Annotated in this window: 13 protein-coding genes and 1 pseudogene; 7 read left to right on the top strand and 7 right to left on the bottom strand. The window is 73.1% G+C overall.

Annotated elements, in window-relative coordinates; all coding sequences use genetic code 11:
- Window positions 1-46: 46 nt before the first annotated feature.
- Window positions 47-1,231 carry an EamA family transporter RarD gene (gene rarD, locus Q0994_RS16410; protein WP_299535039.1) on the top strand — a complete coding sequence of 395 codons (1,185 nt, stop codon included), beginning with the start codon at window positions 47-49 and terminating at the stop codon, window positions 1,229-1,231.
- Window positions 1,232-1,438: 207 nt separating this feature from the next.
- On the opposite strand, the gene Q0994_RS16415 is transcribed toward rarD, so the two are convergent.
- Complete coding sequence (locus tag Q0994_RS16415; protein ID WP_299535725.1) at window positions 1,439-2,068, bottom strand: DUF5701 family protein; 630 nt, start codon at window positions 2,066-2,068, stop codon at window positions 1,439-1,441.
- A gap of 417 nt (window positions 2,069-2,485) precedes the next feature.
- On the opposite strand from Q0994_RS16415, the gene Q0994_RS16420 reads away from it, so the two are divergent.
- Both Q0994_RS16420 and Q0994_RS16425 read left to right on the top strand, forming a co-directional pair.
- Window positions 2,486-4,057: an FAD-dependent monooxygenase gene (locus Q0994_RS16420; protein WP_299535042.1), complete on the top strand. Its 1,572-nt coding sequence runs from the start codon at window positions 2,486-2,488 to the stop codon at window positions 4,055-4,057.
- A gap of 297 nt (window positions 4,058-4,354) precedes the next feature.
- Window positions 4,355-5,161: a Cof-type HAD-IIB family hydrolase gene (locus Q0994_RS16425; protein ID WP_299535045.1), complete on the top strand. Its 807-nt coding sequence runs from the start codon at window positions 4,355-4,357 to the stop codon at window positions 5,159-5,161.
- Window positions 5,162-5,325: 164 nt separating this feature from the next.
- On the opposite strand, the gene Q0994_RS16430 is transcribed toward Q0994_RS16425, so the two are convergent.
- The 3 genes from Q0994_RS16430 to Q0994_RS16440 form a co-directional block, all read right to left on the bottom strand.
- Window positions 5,326-5,985 carry a TetR/AcrR family transcriptional regulator gene (locus Q0994_RS16430; RefSeq protein WP_299535047.1) on the bottom strand — a complete coding sequence of 220 codons (660 nt, stop codon included), beginning with the start codon at window positions 5,983-5,985 and terminating at the stop codon, window positions 5,326-5,328.
- A 442-nt stretch (window positions 5,986-6,427) separates the two neighbouring features.
- The gene (locus tag Q0994_RS16435; RefSeq protein ID WP_299535049.1) at window positions 6,428-7,651 is read right to left on the bottom strand and encodes a DUF2092 domain-containing protein; all 1,224 of its coding nucleotides are present in this window, start codon (window positions 7,649-7,651) and stop codon (window positions 6,428-6,430) included.
- Window positions 7,652-7,948: 297 nt separating this feature from the next.
- Window positions 7,949-8,959, bottom strand: a complete 1,011-nt coding sequence (locus tag Q0994_RS16440; RefSeq protein WP_299535051.1) for a polyprenyl synthetase family protein — start codon at window positions 8,957-8,959, stop codon at window positions 7,949-7,951.
- 157 nt (window positions 8,960-9,116) lie between these two features.
- Here Q0994_RS16440 and Q0994_RS16445 point away from each other — a divergent pair, with 157 nt between their 5' ends.
- The 4 genes and pseudogenes from Q0994_RS16445 to Q0994_RS16460 form a co-directional block, all read left to right on the top strand.
- On the top strand, window positions 9,117-10,616 hold the full coding sequence (locus Q0994_RS16445; protein ID WP_299535054.1) for a peptide MFS transporter: 1,500 nt from the start codon (window positions 9,117-9,119) through the stop codon (window positions 10,614-10,616).
- 9 nt (window positions 10,617-10,625) lie between these two features.
- Entirely contained in the window at window positions 10,626-12,620 is a 1,995-nt protein-coding gene (locus tag Q0994_RS16450) for a CocE/NonD family hydrolase (RefSeq protein WP_299535056.1), read from the top strand.
- 150 nt (window positions 12,621-12,770) lie between these two features.
- Complete coding sequence (fahA, locus tag Q0994_RS16455; RefSeq protein WP_299535059.1) at window positions 12,771-14,024, top strand: fumarylacetoacetase; 1,254 nt, start codon at window positions 12,771-12,773, stop codon at window positions 14,022-14,024.
- Window positions 14,025-14,263: 239 nt separating this feature from the next.
- A pseudogene (locus tag Q0994_RS16460) lies at window positions 14,264-14,404 on the top strand (Uma2 family endonuclease); the annotation flags it as partial.
- Window positions 14,405-14,514: 110 nt separating this feature from the next.
- On the opposite strand, the gene recQ reads toward Q0994_RS16460, so the two are convergent.
- The 3 genes from recQ to Q0994_RS16475 form a co-directional block, all read right to left on the bottom strand.
- Complete coding sequence (recQ, locus tag Q0994_RS16465) at window positions 14,515-16,599, bottom strand: DNA helicase RecQ (protein ID WP_299535062.1); 2,085 nt, start codon at window positions 16,597-16,599, stop codon at window positions 14,515-14,517.
- A 210-nt stretch (window positions 16,600-16,809) separates the two neighbouring features.
- Window positions 16,810-18,474, bottom strand: a complete 1,665-nt coding sequence (gene nuoN, locus Q0994_RS16470) for an NADH-quinone oxidoreductase subunit NuoN (RefSeq protein WP_299535064.1) — start codon at window positions 18,472-18,474, stop codon at window positions 16,810-16,812.
- Window positions 18,471-20,042 carry an NADH-quinone oxidoreductase subunit M gene (locus tag Q0994_RS16475; RefSeq protein ID WP_299535066.1) on the bottom strand — a complete coding sequence of 524 codons (1,572 nt, stop codon included), beginning with the start codon at window positions 20,040-20,042 and terminating at the stop codon, window positions 18,471-18,473. The genes nuoN and Q0994_RS16475 overlap by 4 nt, the downstream gene beginning before the upstream one ends.
- Between the last annotated feature and the right edge of the window lie 2 nt (window positions 20,043-20,044).

Here is a 20,044-nt window from a genome sequence, read left to right on the forward strand (position 1 = left end):
CTTCGTGCGGTCGGCGGTCGCCGGCGCAGGTGTGCCGGGAGGGCAAGTGCAGGGGAAGAGTGAACAGCGGGCCGGACTGCTGTCCGGGGCGAGCGCCTACGTGATGTGGGGTCTGGTGCCCCTGTTCTGGCCGTTGCTGGAACCGTCCGGGGCGGTGGAGATCCTCGCCCACCGGATGGTCTGGTCCCTGGGCGTCGTCGGCGTCGCGCTGCTGGTGCTGCGGCGCTGGAGCTGGATCGGCGTCCTGCTCCGCGACCCGCGCAGGCTCGGCCTGATAGCCGTCGCCGCCGCCGTGATCACCGTCAACTGGGGCGTCTACATCTGGGCCGTCAACAACGGGCAGGTCGTCGAGGCGTCGTTGGGCTACTTCATCAACCCGCTGGTCACCATCGCCATCGGCGTCCTGCTCCTGGGCGAACGGCTGCGCACGGCGCAGTGGATCGCCGTCGCCACCGGCGCGGCCGCCGTCCTGGTACTGGCCGTCGGCTACGGACGCCCGCCGTGGATCTCACTGGTGCTCGCTTTCTCCTTCGCCACCTACGGGCTGGCCAAGAAGAAGGTCGGCATGGGCGGACTCGAATCGCTGGCGGCCGAGACCGCCGTGCTGTTCGTGCCGGCCCTGGGCTACCTCCTCTGGCTCGGCGGGACCGGGGACTCCACCTTCACCGTCGGCGGTGCGGACCACGCGGTGCTGCTCGCGGCGACCGGCCTGGTGACGGCGATCCCGCTGGTGGCGTTCGGCGCCGCGGCGATCCGGGTGCCGCTGTCCACACTCGGCCTGCTCCAGTACCTGGCCCCGGTCTTCCAGTTCGGGCTGGGCATCGCGTACTTCCACGAGGAGATGCCGCCGGAGCGCTGGGCGGGCTTCGCCCTGGTCTGGGTGGCCCTCTCCCTGCTGACCTGGGACGCACTGCGGACCGCCCGGCGCAACCGGGGCGCGGCGATCCGGCTCGCGGCGGTGGCCGCGGCGGCGGGCGTGACGGCAGCACCCCCGGAGCCCGGCACCGCGGATGCCGACGCCCGGCGTTCCGGCGGCCAGAGCCCCGGCGCCCAGACCTCCGGCGCCCAGACCTCCGGCGCTCAGACCTCCGGCGCTCAGGCGCGCGGCGCTCAGACCTCCGGTACTCGGGTGCGCGGTGCCGCGGCAACCGACGCTCCCGCACCGGGACCGGCCCCGGTTGCCGCGCCCGGCACGCCCTCCGCCGCGGCGGAGCGCCCTTCCCGGGGGTAACGACCGTCGCATCCGGTCGCGGCCCCTCAGGGGCGCGACCCCCGCTCTCAGGGGCGCGTGGATCCATGGTCCGCGTCGCCCCTGACGCCGTACAGGGGCCGCCCCGAGGGGTGCGAGTGCCGCTGGGAACGCGTCCGAACCGAGGGCGAGTCCGCGCCTCGCCGGGCGCCGCCCGCGGGGCCCGGTCCTCGCACCGGCCGGGCGCTGTCAGGGTCCCGTGCGGGCCTCGGCGGAGGCGAAGCCCAGCCAGGTGTGGCGGTTGCCCGCCCAGCACCAGCCGACCTTCGGCGCGTCCCGCCGCTCGCGGCCGTCCCGTCCGGTGCCGTTGCTGATCCAGATCGCCGGGGTACGGGCGTCCAGCGCCCCATTCGCCTTCCGCAGCCGGGAGCCGATCGTCATGAAGCAGTGGTTGCGCTCCAGCACGGCGGGCCGTTGCAGCACCCAGTGGATGCCCTCGGTGAGGGTGAACGGGGTACGCCCGTGCGCGGCGAGGTGCGGGAGCACCTCGTCGGGGCTCCAGTCGGCCAGACGGTCGCCGCGGTCGGGGCCCGTCAGAAGGTACACAGGCCCCTCGGGCGGTTCGACCAAGGCGAGCGGGGCGAAGAGATCGACGTCGGTCATGTCGGAGACGACGAAACCGGGCTTGTCCCGGTGCCGGAGCAGCGGTGCGAGCACGGAGGCGGGCGCCCGGTCCGGATGCAGCGCGAGCAGGGCCCCCGCCGGGGCGGTCGCCCCGGCCTCCCGCGCCGCGCCGCGCAGCTCGGCGGCGGACAGTCCGGCGATCTCGTGCACCCCGAGCCCGATCAGCCGCTCGGCCTGCACGGCCGGGGGCGGCAGGACGGGAACCGGAACGCTCTCCGGCGGTGCGGACGGACGGCCGGTCACGGCAGAGGGCGTGGCGGCTCCACCGGAGGTGACGGCTCCGGTGGACGGGACGGCGGGCGCGGGCTTTGCCTCGGACACAGGGACTCCCAGGTGGCGGGCGAGCGGATCAGGGCGCCCCGGCAGCGGGTGAGAACCGGGAGCCGGACAACGTAGGGGGCAGCCCGAAGATTCCCCTGCCGCCCCCGCCTCGCATCCCCTCCTACAGCTCGCCCCCCTTTGCTGCCTCCGCCCGCACCACGCACGGGCGCCCCGCACGAGCGCCGCGCACGGGGGCAGCCGACTCGACATCACAAAAGTTACTGAGTTGCTTATTTAACCAAGTTGCGATTTGCTGGCCCTCCGCACACCGGTGACCGAGGAGCCGCAGCCATGACCGACGTACTCATCGTGGGGGCGGGCCCCACCGGGCTCACCCTGGCCTGCGACCTGGCCCGCCGGGGCATCGGCGTACGGATCGTGGACCGGTCGGCCGAGCACCCGCGCAGCTCCCGCGCCAAGGGGCCGAACCAGCGCTCGCTGGAGGTCTTCGCCGCCCTGGGGATCGTGGACGAGGTGCTGGCGTCCGGAAGCACCCCGCCGCCCATGCGGAAGTACCGCGACGGGGTGGCGGTCGCCGACACCGACCCCTTCGCGGGTGCCGCACCCACCCCGTCCGCGCCCTACGACCGGCCGTGGCTGATCGCCCAGTGGCGGCTGGAGGAGATCCTGCGAGCCCGGCTCGCCGGGCTCGGGGTGGAGGTCGAACGCGCCGCCGAGGTGGTCGCCCTCACCCAGGACGGCGACACCGTCACGGCGACGCTCTCCGGCGGCGGCACGGTCACCGCCCGGTACGCGGTCGGCTGCGACGGCGCGCACAGCTCCGTACGCAAACTGCTCGGCATCCCCTTCGCCGGTACCACCGCCGAGCAGCAGGCGATGGTCTGCGGGGACGTCGAGATCGCCGGAGGGACGCTCGACCGGGCCCGGTGGCACCAGTGGTTCGACGCCGACGGCGGGGTGATGCTCTGCCCCGTGCCCGGCACCCGGGCCGGCTGGTGGTTCCAGGCCTCGCCCGAGCGCGACCGGGCGGGGCTCCCGCTCGCCCCCACCGAGGAGGGGTTCGCGCGCCTCTTCGCCCGGCACACCCGGTTGCCCGCCGACCGTCTCTCGCGCGCGACCCTGCTCTCCACGTACCGCGTCAGCGTCCGGCTCGCCGAGCGCTTCCGGTCCGGGCGCGTCTTCCTCGCCGGGGACGCCGCGCACGTCCATCCGATCGCCGGCGGACTCGGTATGAACACCGGCGTCCAGGACGCCTTCAACCTCGGCTGGAAGCTCGCCCACGCGCTGCGCGGGGCCCCCGCCGAACTGCTCGACAGCTACGAGGAGGAGCGCCTCCCGGTCGCCGCCCGCACCCTCGACCTCACCAGCGAGCGGCTCACCGCCGTCCTCGCCGCGATCACCCGGCCGGGCGCCGGACTGGAGACGGCCCTCGCACCGGGAGCCGACGGCCTCGCCACGTCCTACCGGTGGAGCACGCTCGCCCCGGCCGCGTCCGGCCCGCTCACCGGGGCGTCCCCGCAGGCCGGCGACCGGGCCCCCGACGCGCCGTGCCTGGACGGCGCCACCGGCACGCCGACGACGCTGTTCCGCGCCTTCGCCGGGCCGCACACCACGCTGCTCGGTTTCGGCCCCGGAGCCGGGGCGGCCCTGAGCGCGGCGGAGGCGGCGTACGGCGACGCGGTGGCGGTCCACCGGATCGCCCCGGCCGACGGGGGCGGTGGGACCGGCACACTGGTCGACCACGCGGGGCACGTGGCCGACGCGTACACCGCGCCGGGCGCGGACGGCGGGCGCGTCGTCGTGGTCCGTCCGGACCACCACATCGGCCTGGTCGCCCCGGCCGACCGCCCCGAGGAGATCTTGACCCACCTGGCCCGCCTGCACGGGAACGCGGCGGCCTGAAGCGGGCCGGACGAACGGCCCGCGGTACACGAAGGGCAGGACGCCTCGGCCGGTCGCCTCGGGCCGGTCGCGACGGGCCGGTCGCGACGGGCCGGTCGCGACGGGTCGATCGCCTCGGGCCGGACGCCTCGGGCGGCCCGAGGCCGGTCGGGGAGCCTGGAGCCGTCCCGGAAGACCCGGCACGAACCGGGGCGTACCACCCGTTCCGGCGCGGGAAAGCCCGCCACCACCGGGGGCCGGACCGTCGCCGCAGGTCAGCGGCGTACGGCCGGAAGGCGATCTCCCTAGGCTGAGCCCATGCCGACGTCACTTGCCCGCACCCTCGTCGCCACGGACCTGGACGGCACCCTGCTGCTTCCCGACGACACCGTGAGTCCGCGCTCGCGCGCCGCCCTCGCACGGGCCGGATCCGCCGGGGCCCGGCACATGATCGTGACCGGCCGGGCGGTGCCGGGCATACGCGCGCTCGTCGCGGAGCTGGGCTACGAGGGCCTGGTGGTCTGCGGCCAGGGCGCCCAGGTGTACGACGCGGGGGCCCACCGGATGGTGCGCTCGGCACCGCTCGACCGGGAGCTGGCCGACATGGCCCTCGGCAAGATCGAGGCGGAGGTCGGCGAGGTGTTCGCCGCCGTCGATCAGGACGGACCCGAGGGCCGCACGCTGATCGAGGCGGCCTACCGGATGCCTCACCCCACCCTCCCCGCCGCCCGTGTCGCACGCCGCGACGCGCTGTGGGCCGAGCCGATCATCAAGGTGATGGTGCGTCACCCGCGGCTGGGGGACGACGAACTGGCGGCAGTGGGCCGGCAGGCGGTCGGCGATCTGGCGACGGTCACCATGGCGGGGCCCGGCACCGTCGAACTCGCCCCGCGGGGCGTCGACAAGGGGACCGGGCTGGCGATGGCCGCCGGACTCCTCGGTCTGGACCCGGCGGACGCCGTCGCGTTCGGGGACATGCCCAACGACCTGCCGATGTTCCGGCTCGTCGGGCACGGGGTGGCCATGGGTAACGCCCACCCCGAACTCAAGGCCGCTGCCGACGAGATCACGCTGCCGCACACCGAGGAGGGCATCGCGGTGGTGCTGGAGCGGCTGTTCGGCTGAGGGGCCCCGCCGGGCCGGGCCCCCTCAGGTCCGTGAGGCCGGGTTCCGGGGTCAGCTCCACCACCGTGCATCCCTCTGCGCCGGCCGTGCCGCGCCTTCGCCCGTGTCCGGCCGTGACAGGGGCTGCGCACCCGTCCCCCGCGCCCGCCCGCGGCGTCGCCCGCTCAGCGCGGCAGAGAGCCCCGTGGTCCCGGTACCCGCTCCTCGTCCCCGGCGCCCGGCACCGGGTCGGCGCCCCCGTCGCGCACGCCCAGCGACCGCAGCACCCCGGCCACCAAGGCGGCGACGGCGGCCTCGTCCTGGGCGGGCTTGCGCAGGACGTGGCGGTAGTAGACGGGTCCGTAGAGCATCTCGACGGCGAGGGGCAGGTCGGCGCCGGGCGGGATCGTTCCGAGGTCCTGGGCGCGGCGCAGCCGGTCCACCGCCGCGTCGAAGCGGGGCGTCACCACCTGTTCGAGGAGCTCGCGGGCCAAGGCGTCGTCGTGGTGCATCTCCGAGAGGATGCCGGAGTAGGCCGGGCCGTAGGGGGCGGTGCCGAACATCCGCACCACCGCGTTGATGTGGGTCCGCAGGTCGGCGCCGAGGTCACCGGTGTCGACGAACGGGGTGCCGTCCACCAGCGCTTCGGAGAACGCCTCCAGCACCACCGCGCTCTTTGACGGCCACCACCGGTAGATGGTCTTCTTGCTGACCCCCGCACGGGCCGCGATTCCCTCCACGGTGACGTGCCCGTACCCCTTCTCCGTGCACAGGTCGAGCGCGGCCTCCAGGGTCGCGCGCCGTGACCGCTCGCTGCGTCGCAGGGAAAGAGGCGATGTGACCATTCGGTGAGCATAGGCGTCCGACCACCACAGCTTGTTGACAGGTCGTCGCCAAAAGTCGAACAATACCGAGGCGGAAACGGAACGTACCGTGTCGTGGGTTCCCGCTGTTCGCACCGTTCGTGCCGTTCGTGCCGCGACGAGCCGATCGGGGGACGGCTCGACCGGCCGACGGCGCGGACGGTCGCAGAGCCACCTCCCGCTCCGATGAGGCGGTTCCGGCCCGCGAAGTCCCGCGCCGTGAAGCGCGCTCACCCGGCGGAGCCGTGCACCGTCGCGCGCCCCTGCCGCCGACGCGGCGACCGTGCCCTGCGCGAGCAGTCGCCGCCGACCTGGCGGCGTGGGTGCGGACCGGCTCGAAAAATCGCCCGGCCCGGCCCGGGTGCGGGGCGTGCGCCCCGCACCCTCGAAGGCCCGCGTCCGACGACCTGGCCGGACGGCCGCGCTACTTCGCGGCGTCCGCCGCCTTCACCAGCGCGTCCTGCGTGACCGCGCCGACGTAGACGGTGCCCCGGTCCGTGATGAGGGCGTTCACCAGGCGGGTCTTGAAGACCGTCCCCGAGCCGAACTTCCCCTCGACCTTGTCGCCCAGGGCGTCCAGGAACTGCTGCGCCTCGCCGGAGCCGCCCGCGCCGCCCGCGCCGCCCGCGCCGCCGGTGCCTCCGGTGTTGCGGATCTCGGCGATCGCGGTCCAGCCCTCGCCGATGACACGCGCGCCGTCCTCCCCGCCGAGCTCCTTGAACTCCTCGGGCAGGGCCGGCGCGCCGGACCTGCCGGTGCCGGGGCGGACGTCCGCCTCGTCGGCCTCCGTCACCTTGGCGCCCTTGGGCGGGGTGAAGCGGAAGGTGGAGGCGGCGGGCGCGGAGAAGTCGACCTTGGTGAAGCCCGCGTCGACCGCGGCCTTGCCGCCGCCGCTCGGGGAGAGGGTGAACTTCAGCGGCACGCCGTTGCGGGCGTCCACCGCGATCCGGACCGAGCCGATCGTCGAACCGGCCTGCTTCGGCTTGATGACCAGCTGATAGGTGTCCCGGCCCGCCACCCGCCCGGTGCCGTCCACGGTGACCGACGTGGTGTCGCCGACCGCCGCCAGCGCCTGCTCGGCCAGTTCCGCAGGAGTGCCGGCCTCCGCCTTGCCGGAGTCCTCGTCCGAAGACCCCTCCGGCGCGGCGCCCTGTGCGTGGTACACCTCGTCGGAGGCGCTGTCGTAGGCCCAGACGTCGTCCGCGTGGTGGATGACGGTGTACTCGGAGGCCTCTCCGAGGACCGAGACCTTCTGCTTGTCGGGGCCGTCCGCCGCCACCCGCAGGGTGTGTGTGCCGGAGGCCAGCTCCATCAGCCGGTCCTCCGGGGCGGCGCCCGACGGCGCGTCGCCTCCGCCGAGGGAGCCGAGGATGCCGCCGAGCGAGGGGATGCCCAGGTCGGTGCTGATCTTCACCGTGCCGCTGAGCTGCTCCTCGTCGGAGGCGGCGATCTTCTCGATGAGTTCCTGCGCGCTGATCTTCGGCAGTTCCGGGTCGCCGGTGTCGGCGAGCGCGGGAACCAGGCCGATCGTCGCGGCGGCCACCCCCGCGACCGCGACGGGAACGATGTAGCGCGAGGGCTTCCTGCGGGGGCGTACGACGGTGCCGGTGGCTCCGCCGTCCCTCTCCGCGCTGTCGTCGATTGCCATGTGTGCCCTACCTCCGTGGTCGGCGGCGTCCGTCCGGTCGCGCTCGTCCACTCCGCGCCGCCGCTCACCCGTTGTGGTCAGGAGTGGTTACTCACACCATCTGACCAAATCCGGGGCGCGTACGCGTCAGACCGCGGGAGCAACTGGACGTACTGCTGCGGTATGACACCCGCGCGCCGTATCCGGGGCGCACTCGGGGTCTCCCGGCCGCGGCGCGGACGCGCGTCCCCCACGAACCGGCCCCGGACCACCCCGAGAGGGCTCAGGCCGTTGTACGGGACACGGGTGCGGGGGCCGTCAGCCGGCGCGGTGCACCACGAGGTCGCAGAGCTCGGCCAGTGCGGTCTTGGCGAACCCCTCGGGCAGCGGGGTCAGCGCGGCCCGCGCCTCCTCCGCGTACCGGACGGTCTCCCGGCGGGCCTGCTCCAGCGCGGGGTGGACGCGCAGCAGGGCCAGCGCCTCGCCCAGCCGGGCATCATCGGTGAGGTCGCCGTCGAGGAGTTCCACCAGGGCCAGGTCCTCGGGGCCGCCGTGCGCGGCGGCACGGGCGCGCAGCAGCAGCACCGGCAGCGTGGCGATCCCCTCGCGCAGGTCGGTGCCGGGGGTCTTGCCGGACTCGTGGGAGTCGGAGGCGATGTCGAGGACGTCGTCGGCGAGCTGGAAGGCGACGCCGAGCCGCTCGCCGTACTGGGTGAGGGTGTCGACGGTCTTCTCGTCGGCCCCCGACATCAGCGCGCCGAACCGGCCGGACACCGCCATCAGGGAGCCGGTCTTGCCGGCGAGCACGTCCATGTAGTGGTCGACCGGGTCGCGGCCGTCGCGGGCGCCGGCGGTCTCCAGGATCTGACCGGTCACCAGGCGTTCGAACGCCTCCGCCTGGATGCGGACCGCCTCGGGGCCGAGGTCGGCCAGGATGTGCGAGGCGCGGGCGAAGAGGAAGTCACCGGTCAGCACCGCCACCGAGTTGCCCCAGCGGGTGTTGGCGCTGTCGACTCCGCGGCGGACCTCCGCCTCGTCCATCACGTCGTCGTGGTACAGCGTCGCCAGGTGCGTCAGCTCCACGACCACCGCGGAGGGGACCACGCCCGGCGCGTCCGGGTCGCCGAACTGGGACGCCAGCATCACCAGCAGCGGACGGAACCGCTTGCCCCCCGCGCGCACCAGGTGCTGGGCGGCCTCCGTGATGAACGGAACCTCGCTCTTGGTGGCGTCGAGGAGCCCCGCCTCGACGGCGGCCAAGCCGGTCTGGATGTGGGCCTCAAGAGCCTGGTCCCGCACGCGCAGTCCGAACGGCCCGACGACGGTCACGAGGGGATCTCCTGTCTGCTGACGATCACACGATTGTCGATCTGTCGGCTGTCTTCACTCCGGCCCAGCGTATCCGGTCGCCTGTGGATCACCATGGGCGGCTTCCCGCGACCGCCGGTATGTTCGGGTTCAGCTCATACGATCAGGAGTTCACGTTTTGTCGCACACCGCCCACGACACCGAGCCCACCCAGCCCCCGCCGGGGGACGACCACGCCTTCTTCGGCCAGCCGCGGGGCCTGATGACCCTGTCCGGCCTGGAGGTCTGGGAGAGATTCTCCTTCCTCGGCATGCAGGCGATCCTCGTCCTGTTCTTCGCGGACAAGGTGTCCAACGGCGGGATGGGCATGGACCCGGGCACCGCCGCGTCGGTGTCCGCCGCGTACGGCACCCTCGTCTACCTGGTCTCGGTCGCCGGCGGCTGGCTCGCCGACCGCATCCTCGGCTCCTACCGGGCGGTGCTCTACGGCGGCATCCTGATCGCCTGCGGCCACTACTCGATGGCGGTCCCGACCGACGCCATGACCTGGGTCGGCCTCGGTCTGATCAGCGCCGGCACCGGCCTGCTCAAGCCCAACGTCGCCTCCATGGTCGGCAAGCTCTACCGCACCGAGGACGAGCGCCGGGACGCCGGCTTCGCCCTCTACTACATGGGCATCAACATCGGCGCCTTCGCCGGTCCGCTCATCACCGGCTGGCTCGGTGAGCACGCGAGCTGGCACTGGGGCTTCTCGGCCGCCGCCATCGGCATGACCTTCGGCCTCATCCAGTACGTGGCGGGCCGCCGTCACCTGGCCGGGCGCAAGCACGCCGCCGAGTTCGCGCTCGCCCCCGCCGCGATGCGGCGCGCGATCGGCCTCATCGTCGGCGGCGCCGTGGCCGTCGCCGTCGTCGCCACCGCGCTCGTCCTGGCCGGCTGGCTGACGATGGACCGGTTCGTCGACGTCCTCACCGTCGTCTCGGTGATCGCGCCGGTCGTGTACTTCGTCGTGATGTTCCGCAGCCCCCGGGTCTCCGCCGAGGAGCGTGGCCGGCTGCGCCCCTACGTCGTGCTGTTCCTCGGCTCCGTCGTCTTCAACTTCATCCTCTTCCAGGCGTACTCGACGATGATGCTGCTCGCGTCGACCAACGCCCGGACCGAGATCCTCGGCTTCCACTTCCCGGCGAGCTGGTACGCCTCCGCGCTCGGCGCCTTCGAGGTGGCGCTGGCCCCCGTGGTCGCCGCCGTCTGGGCGCGGATGGGCACCCGGCAGCCGCACGCCTCCAACAAGATCGCGTTCGGCGTGATCCTCGGCGGGCTCTCGTTCCTGCTGATGGTCATCCCCACCTCCGGGCACTCCGGCGACACCTACCGGATGGCCGCGTGGTGGATCGTCGGCTCGTACCTGCTGCTCGGGCTCGGCGACATCCTGCTGGAGACCTCCGGCATGTCCGCCACCACCAAGCTCGCCCCCAAGGCGTTCGCCAGCCAGACGATGGCGCTGTGGTTCCTGTCGCTGGCGCTGGCCAACGGCATCCAGGCCCAGATCGTGAAGCTGTACGGCGAGGTCTCCAACCCCGCCTACTTCGGTGTCAACGGTGCGATCGCGGTGGCGGCGGGTGTGGCGATGATCGCCGCCGCCCCCTGGCTCAAGCGCACCATGCACCCCGTCCACTGAGGTCCCCCCATGCACATCACCACCGACTCCCCCTACGAGACGACCCGCGAGGACGTCCGCATCCCGCTGCCCGACGGCACCCGGCTCTACGCCCGCGTCTGGCGGCCGGTCACCGAGGAACCCGTCCCCGCGCTGCTGGAGTACCTCCCCTACCGCCTCGGTGACTGGACCGCCCCCCGCGACGCCCAGCGCCACCCCTGGTACGCCGGCCACGGCTACGCCTCCGTACGCGTCGACGTGCGCGGCCACGGCAACAGCGAGGGCCTGCCCGGCGACGAGTACGACGCCACCGAGCTCGACGACGGCGTCGCCGTCATCCACTGGCTCGCGCAGCAGGAGTGGTGCTCCGGCCGCGTCGGCATGTTCGGCATCTCCTGGGGCGGCTTCAACTCGCTCCAGCTCGCCGCGCTCGCACCCGAGCCGCTGAAGGCCGTCGTCACGGTCTGCTCCACCGACGACCGCTACGACAACGACGTCCACTACATGGGCGGCTCCGTCCTCGCCGTGGACATGCACGCCTGGGCCGCCACCATGCTGGCCTTCGTCTCCCGGCCCCCGGACCCGGCGCAGGTCGGCGACGCGTGGAAGGACATGTGGCTGGAGCGGCTGGAGGCCGTCGACCCGTTCATCCACACCTGGCTCGCCCACCAGACCCGCGACGACTACTGGAAGCACGGCAGCGTCTGCGAGGACTACGGCTCCATCAGGGCGAACGTCCTCGCGGTGGGCGGCTGGCACGACCCGTACCGCGACACCGTGCTGCGGCTGGTCGAGCACCTCGACCCGTCCCGGGTGCGCGGGCTGATCGGCCCCTGGTCGCACCAGTACCCGGACCGCGGTCTGCCGCCGGGCCCCGCGATCGGCTTCCTCCAGGAGACGCTGCGCTGGTGGGACCAGCACCTCAAGGGCAAGGAGACCGGGGTGATGAACGAGCCGCTGCTGCGGTCCTGGATCAGCGGTTCGCACCCGCCCGCCACCGTCTACGACACCCTGCCCGGCCGCTGGGTAGGCGACGCGCGCTGGCCCTCGGAGAACGTCTCGCCCATTGCCTACGCGCTGGCCGGCGGCGAGCGGATCGTGGACTCCCCGCAGCAGACCGGGGTCGACGCGGGCCGCTTCTTCCCGTTCGGCAACGAAGCCGACCTGCCCCCGGACCAGCGCGACGAGGACGCCAAGTCGGTCTCGTTCGAATTCCCGGTCGAGGGCGCCCCGATCGAGATCCTGGGCCGCCCGCGGGTGAAGCTGCGGCTGCGGATGGACGTGCCGCGCGGCCAGGCCGTCGCCCGGCTCTGCGACGTCGCCCCCGACGGCTCCTCCACGCTCGTCACCCGCGGCGTGCTCAACCTGGCGACCCGCCACGGGCGGGACCGGGCCGAGGACTGGACGCCGGGCGCCACCGAGGACGTCGCCTTCGAGCTGAACGCCATCGGGCACACCTTCCCGCCCGGCCACCGCATCCGGCTCGCGGTCTCCTCGTCGTACTGGCCGTGGATCTGGCCGCAGGCGGGCTCGGCGGGGTTCGTCCTGGACGCCGACGGCAGCCTCGTCGAACTTCCGGTGCGCCGGCACACCGAGGACCCGGCGATCACCTTCGGCGAGCCCGAGCAGGCCGAACCGCTCGGCGTGGTCTTTCCCGCCACCCTGGACGAACAGCGCCCGGAACGGCTGGTGGTGCGGGACGTCGCCAAGGGCGAGTGGCGCCAGGAGGTCGACCCCCGCTACGGCGGCACCCGTCTCTACCCGGACGGGCTCGAATTCACCGAGGACGCCCTGGAGACGTACACGATCCAGGAGCGCGACCCGCTGTCGGCGCGGACCCGCTCCGACTGGCGGATCCGGCTGCACCGCCCGGACACCGGCTGGGACGCCGAGGTCGAGACGCGCTCCGAGATCACCGCGGACGAGCACGACTTCCTCACGTTTAACGAGGTCGTCTGCAAGGACGGCGGCGAGATCGTCTTCCACCGGACCTGGGAGAAGCGCATCCCGCGCACCGCCGGCTGACGGTACGTCAGATTTGTCCGCCCTGCTCCCGTTCTGCGGGAGTAGGGCGGATCTTTCCGGGCATGACGCAGGGGTCGACGGACACCGTCGTCGGAGGCGACACCGACGTAACGTGTCCCCCACGCGACCTGGAAAGCGAGGCAGCATCCGATGCCCGAGCAGAGCAGCCCGCTCGACGTGCCCGAGGGTCATCCCTTCGGTCCGCACCACCTTCCGTACGGCGTGTTCTCCTCCGTCGGCCTCCCCGGCGGGCGGCGGGTCGGCGTCCGTATCGGCGACCACGTGCTCGACGCCGGCGCCGCCGCGCGGACGCTCGGGTCGCCGTACGCAGGGCTGCTGGACCGGCCCAGCCTCACCCCGCTGCTCGCGGCCGGCCGCACCGCCTGGCGCGACGTGCGCCGTGCCCTCACCGGCTGGCTGACCGTGCCCGCCCACCGGGCCGAGATCGAGGCACTGCTGCACCCGTCCGACGCGGTGACGATGCACCTGCCGTACGAGGTCGCTGACTACGTCGACTTCTACGCCAGCGAGCACCACGCGACCAACGTCGGCCGGATCTTCCGCCCGGACGGGGTGGCACTGACGCCCAACTGGAAGCATCTGCCGATCGGTTACCACGGACGGGCCGGCACCGTCGTGGTCTCCGGCACCGACGTGGTGCGCCCGTCGGGCCAGCGCAGGGCGCCCTCCGACGCGGCGCCCGTCTTCGGCCCGTCGGTGAAGCTGGACATCGAGGCGGAGGTGGCCTTCGTGGTGGGCGTACCGTCCGCCCAGGGCGCCCCGGTGCCGCTCGCCGGCTTCCGCGACCACGTCTTCGGCCTCTCGCTGCTCAACGACTGGTCGGCGCGCGACATCCAGGCGTGGGAGTACGTCCCGCTCGGCCCCTTCCTCGGCAAGTCCTTCGCCACCTCCGTCTCCGCGTGGGTGACGCCGCTGGAGGCCCTGGACGAGGCGCGCATCGAGCCGCCCGCCCGGGACACTCCGCTGCTGCCGTACCTGGAGGACGCCGACGACGAGGAGCCGGGCGGCTACGACCTGCGGATCTCCGTCGCGATCAACGGCCGGGTCGTCGCGGAGCCGCCGTTCGCCTCGATGTACTGGACGGCGGCGCAGCAGCTCGCGCAGATGACGGTGAACGGCGCCTCGCTGCGGACCGGCGACCTGTACGCCTCCGGCACGGTCAGCGGGCCCGAGCCGCACCAGCGGGGCTCGCTCCTCGAACTGACCTGGAACGGCCGCGACCCGCTCGAACTGGACGGCGGGAAGCGCACGTTCCTGGAGGACGGCGACGTGGTCACGCTCACCGCGTGGGCGCCGGGGCCGCACGGCACCCGGATCGGGCTGGGCGAGGTGACGGGGCGGATCGTTCCGGCGGCGGGTGAGCGGCCGGAACGCCGGGACTGACCGTGGACGGTGGCGGTGTACGCGGGAGACGGGGCGGTGCCCCGCTCGTCGTTGCGCTGGTCCTGGGCGCCGTGTGCGCGGCCGGCTGCGCGCACGGGTCGGACGGCTTCCGTACCTACGAGGAGGGATACCGCTTCGGCTCCGGGGCGCCGCGCGGACACCTCTCGACGGATGGTGACGACGCGGAGGGCGGCGACCCGGGCTACGGGTCCGCCTCCTCGGAGTGCGGGGAGCACGCGGTCTTCGAGCGGGAGCCGGCCACCGGTGTCTTCACCTCGACCGGGATCTTCCACGACCGGCTGAAGGTGTCCGTGCCCTTCCCGGTCGACCTCGACCTGACGACCGTCGGGCCACGCCGCCGGGGCTCCGGGCCCGCGTAAACGGGCGGCGGGGGGCGTACCGCCGGCGACGGCGGGCGGGCCCGGTCGCGGGACGTCCGCCGCCGCACCGCCGCGCCTGCCGACCCGCCATCCACCACCGCCCGGCCGCGTCACTCGTACTCCGGCGGCTCCTCGTCCCAGCCGAAGCCCGCGTCGTCGTGCGCCGGCGCCTGCGGTGTCCGGGGTGCGGCGGCCCTCGGCGCAGTGGCCTCCGGTGCGGCGGCCGGGCGGGGCTGCGGGGTCGCGGGGCGCGGCGCGGGCGTCGGCGGCTGCTGCTGCGGTGCCGGAGCGCTGCCCTCCGGGGCCGGGCCGAACTCGGCCAGCACCTCCAGCACACCCTCGCCGTACGTCACCAGCTTCTTCTCGCCGAGGCCGCTGATGCCGCCCAGCTCCGCCGTGGAGGAGGGCCGCAGCGCGGCGATCTCGCGCAGGGTCGCGTCGTGGAAGATGACGTAGGCCGGGACGCCCTGTTCCTTCGCCGTCGCCCCGCGCCAGGCGCGCAGCGCCTCGAAGACCGGGACGGCCGACTCCGGCAGCTCCGCGACGGCCGCCGCGGACTTCGCCCGCCGTTCGCCCTTGGCGGCGGCCTTGGCGGCCGTCTGCTTGGGCTCCTTGCGGAGCAGCACCTCGCGCTCCCGACCGAGCACCGTGGCGCTCGCGTCGGTCAGCACCAGCGTGCCGTACTCCCCCTCCACGGCCAGCAGCCCCTGGGCCAGCAACTGGCGGGCCACCCCGCGCCACTCGGCTTCGGACAGCTCCTCGCCGATGCCGAAGACGGAGAGCTGGTCGTGGTCGAACTGGATGACCTTCGCCGTCCGGCGGCCCAGCAGGATGTCGACGATCTGCCCGGCGCCGAACTTCTGGCCGCGCTCCCGCTTGAGCCGCACCACCGTGGAGAGCAGCTTCTGCGCGGCGACCGTGCCGTCCCAGGTCTCCGGCGCGGTGAGGCAGGTGTCGCAGTTGCCGCAGGACGCGGCGGCCGGTTCCTGGCCGAAGTAGCGCAGCAACTGGGCCCGGCGGCACTGGACCGTCTCGCAGAGCGCCAGCATCGCGTCCAGGTGGGCGGCGGCCCGGCGGCGGTGCGCCTCATCGCCCTCGCCGCTCTGGATCATCTTCCGCTGCTGGACGACGTCCTGGAGGCCGTAGGCCATCCACGCCGTCGAAGGAGCGCCGTCGCGGCCGGCCCGGCCGGTCTCCTGGTAGTAGCCCTCGACGGACTTCGGGAGGTCGAGGTGGGCGACGAAGCGGACGTCGGGCTTGTCGATGCCCATGCCGAAGGCGATGGTCGCCACCACGACCAGTCCCTCCTCGCGCAGGAAGCGGGCCTGGTGGTCGGCGCGCACCCGGGCGTCGAGCCCCGCGTGGTACGGCACGGCCGCGATGCCGTTGCGGCTGAGGTAGTCCGCGGTCTTCTCCGTGGAGGCGCGCGACAGGCAGTAGACGATGCCCGCGTCGCCCTGGTGCTCCTCCTTGAGGAAGGTGAGCAACTGCTTCTTCGGGTCGGTCTTCGCGACGATCCGGTACTGGATGTTGGGCCGGTCGAAGCTGGCGACGAAGTGCTTGGCGTCGGGCATGCCCAGGCGCCGGGTGATTTCCTCGTGCGTGGCGTGGGTCGCGGTCGCCGTGAGCGCGATGCGGGGCACGTCCGGCCAGCGCTCGCCGAGGACCGACAGGGCCAGGTAGTCGGGGCGGAAGTCGTGGCCCCACTGGGCGACGCAGTGCGCCTCGTCGATCGCGAAGACGGAGATCTCGCCGCGGGCCAGCAGCGCCAGGGTGGCGTCCAGCCGCAGGCGCTCCGGGGCGAGGTAGAGCAGGTCCAGCTCACCGGCGGCGAACTGCGCCTCCATCGAGCGGCGCTCGTCGAAGTCCTGGGTGGAGTTGATGAACCCGGCCCGGACGCCGAGCGCCCGCAGCGCGTCGACCTGGTCCTGCATGAGGGCGATGAGCGGCGAGATCACGACGCCGGTGCCCGGCCGGACGAGGGCGGGGATCTGGTAGCAGAGGGACTTGCCCGCGCCGGTCGGCATCAGGACCACGGCGTCGCCGCCGTCCACCACGTGCTCGATGACCGAGCCCTGCTCGCCGCGGAAGGACTCGTACCCGAACACCCGCTGCAGGGTCCGCTGCGCCTCGCTGCCGGGCGCCGTCGCCTCCGCCGCCCGTGCATCGGCCGTGTTCGTCCCGGTCACTTCCATGGTCCCGTCCGTCCCGCTCATCGCTCCGGCCCCGCTCATCGCTCTGACCCCCGGGGGACCGTCGGTCCCGCTGCTCGTGCCCCGCCGCGCGGCTCCTGCCGTTCCGCGTCCCCTGCCACGATAGGCCGCCGGTACGACAGAGCCGGACGGGCTTGACTCCTGCCCGTCCGGCTCCCCCGCTCACCTCGGCCCCCGAGGGGCCCCTCCGCCCTACCGCACGAAGACTCCCGCGTGGCCCGCGAGGTCCAGGAAGTACTGCGGGGCGAGGCCCAGCACCAGGGTGACGGCGACGCCCACCGCGATGGCGGTCATGGTCAGCGGGGACGGGACGGCGACGGTCGGGCCGTCCGCCTTCGGCTCGCTGAAGAACATCAGGACGATGACCCGGATGTAGAAGAACGCGGCGATCGCCGAGGAGAGCACGCCGACGACGACAAGGGCGCCGGCGCCGCCCTCGGCCGCCGCCTTGAAGACGGCGAACTTCCCGGAGAAGCCCGAGGTCAGCGGGATGCCGGCGAAGGCCAGCAGGAACACCGCGAAGACCGCGGCGGTCAGCGGGGAGCGGCGGCCGAGCCCCGCCCACTTCGACAGGTGGGTCGCCTCGCCGCCCGCGTCCCGCACCAGGGTGACCACGGCGAAGGCGCCGACGGTCACGAAGGAGTACGCGACCAGGTAGAAGAGGACGGAGGAGACGCCCTCCTCGGAGGTGGCGATGACGCCCGCGAGGATGAAGCCCGCGTGCGCGATCGAGGAGTAGGCCAGCAGGCGCTTGATGTCGGTCTGGGTGATCGCGACGACCGCCCCGCCCAGCATCGTGACGATGGCCACGCCCCACATGACCGGCCGCCAGTCCCAGGTGAGCCCGGGGAGCACCACGTACAGCAGGCGCAGCAGCGCGCCGAACGCGGCGATCTTGGTAGCGGCGGCCATGAAGCCGGTGACCGGGGTGGGGGCGCCCTGGTAGACGTCCGGGGTCCACATGTGGAACGGGACCGCGCCGACCTTGAAGAGCAGACCGGTGAGGATCATCGCGCCGCCGATCAGCAGCAGCGCGTCGTTGCCCATGGTGTCGGCGAGCGCGGGGTCGATGTCGGTGACCGAGCCCTCGACGACGTTGGCGATGGCGGCGTACGAGAGCGAGCCCGCGTAGCCGTAGAGCAGGGCGATGCCGAAGAGCAGGAACGCCGAGGAGAACGCGCCGAGCAGGAAGTACTTCACCGCGGCCTCCTGCGACATCAGCCGCTTGCGGCGGGCGACGGCGCACAGGAGGTAGAGCGGGAGGGAGAAGACCTCCAGGGCCACGAAGAGCGTCAGCAGGTCGTTGGCGGCCGGGAAGACCAGCATGCCGGTGACGCTGAAGAGCAGCAGCGGGAAGACCTCGGTGGTGGTGAAACCGGCCTTGACCGCCTTCTTCTCCGCGTCGCTGCCCGGTACGGCCCCGGCCTGCGCGGCGAAGGAGTCGACCCGGTTGCCGTGCGCGGCCGGGTCGAGCCTGCGCTCGGCGAAGGTGAAGGCGGCGACCACGGACACCAGCAGGATGGTGCCCTGGAGGAACAGCGCCGGTCCGTCCACGGCGACGGCGCCCATCGCGGCGACGTGCGCCTCGGTGGTGCCGTATCCGCCGGCGGCGAGGCCGACGACGGCGGCGAACGCGGCGGCGAGCGCCACCACGGTCAGGAAGAGCTGGGAGTGGTACCGGGCCCGGCGCGGCACGAACGCCTCGATCAGGACGCCGAGGACGGCCGCGCCGACCACGATGAGCACCGGTGCCAGCTGGGTGTACTCGATGGTCGGAGCCGTGAAGCCGGCGTCGGTGGCGGCCGTGGTCACCCCGCCCGACCCGGTCCACAGGCTGTGGACAGCTGTTGCGCTCACTTGGCGGCCTCCACCTCGGGCTGGGGGTCCTTCTTCTGTACGTCGGACATGGTGTGGCCCACCGCCGGGTCGATGATCTCGGTCAGCGGCTTCGGGAAGACGCCGAGGAAAATGAGGACGGCGATCAGCGGGACGACCACCGCCAGCTCGCGCACCCGCAGGTCGGGCATGCCCGACACGCTCGCCTTCACCGGGCCGGTCATCGTGCGCTGGTAGAGCACGAGGACGTAGAGCGCGGCGAGCACGATGCCGGTGGTGGCGATGATCCCGGCGACCGGGTAGGCGCTGAAGACGCCCACCAGGACCAGGAACTCGCTGACGAAGGGGGCGAGTCCGGGCAGCGAGAGCGTCGCCAGACCGCCGATCAGGAAGGTGCCGGCCAGCACCGGGGCCACCTTCTGCACCCCGCCGTAGTCCGCGATGAGCCGCGAGCCGCGCCGGGTGATGAGGAAGCCGGCGACCAGCATCAGCGCCGCCGTGGAGATCCCGTGGTTGACCATGTAGAGCGTGGCGCCGGACTGGCCCTGGCTGGTCATCGCGAAGATGCCCAGGATGATGAAGCCGAAGTGCGAGATCGAGGCGTAGGCGATGAGCCGCTTGATGTCGCGCTGGCCGACGGCGAGCAGGGCGCCGTAGACGATGGAGATCAGGGCCAGCACCAGGATCACCGGGGTCGCCCACTTGCTGGCCTCCGGGAAGAGCTGGAGGCAGAAGCGGAGCATCGCGAAGGTGCCGACCTTGTCGACGATCGCGGTGATGAGCACGGCGACCGGGGCGGTCGCCTCCCCCATCGCGTTCGGCAGCCAGGTGTGCAGCGGCCAGAGCGGGGCCTTCACCGCGAAGGCGAAGAAGAACCCGAGGAAGAGCCACCGCTCGGTGGAACCCGCCATCTCCAGCGAGCCGTTGGCGCGGGCCTCGGCGATCTCCGACAGCGAGAAGCTGCCCGCGACGACGTACAGCCCGATGACGGCGGCCAGCATGATCAGGCCGCCGACGAGGTTGTAGAGGAGGAACTTCACGGCGGCGTAGGAGCGCTGGGCCGCCGCGTTCTCGTCGGTGCCCGCGTGGGCGCGGTCGCCGAAGCCGCCGATGAGGAAGTACATCGGGATGAGCATGGCTTCGAAGAGGATGTAGAAGAGGAAGACGTCGGTGGCCTCGAAGGAGAGGATCACCATCGCCTCGACCATGAGGATCAGCGCGAAGAAGCCCTGGGTCGGGCGCCAGCGCGAGGACTTCGTCTCCAGGGGGTCGGCGTCGTGCCAGCCGGCCAGGATGACGAACGGGATCAGCAGCGCGGTCAGCGCGAGGAGCGCCACCCCGATGCCGTCCACGCCCAGTTCGTACCGGACGCCGAAGTCGGCGATCCAGGCGTGCGACTCGGTGAGCTGGTAGCGGTCGCCGCCGGGCTCGAAGCGGACGAGGACGACCGCGGCGAGGACCAGGGTGGCGAGCGAGAAGAACAGCGCGAGCCATTTCGCCGCGGTGCGGCGGGCGGCGGGCACGGCGGCGGTGGCGATCGCACCGATCGCCGGGAGGGCCGCCGTCGCCGTCAGGAGGGGAAAGGACATGG

This window comes from uncultured Streptomyces sp., from assembly GCF_947488945.1.
Taxonomy (GTDB): domain Bacteria; phylum Actinomycetota; class Actinomycetes; order Streptomycetales; family Streptomycetaceae; genus Streptomyces.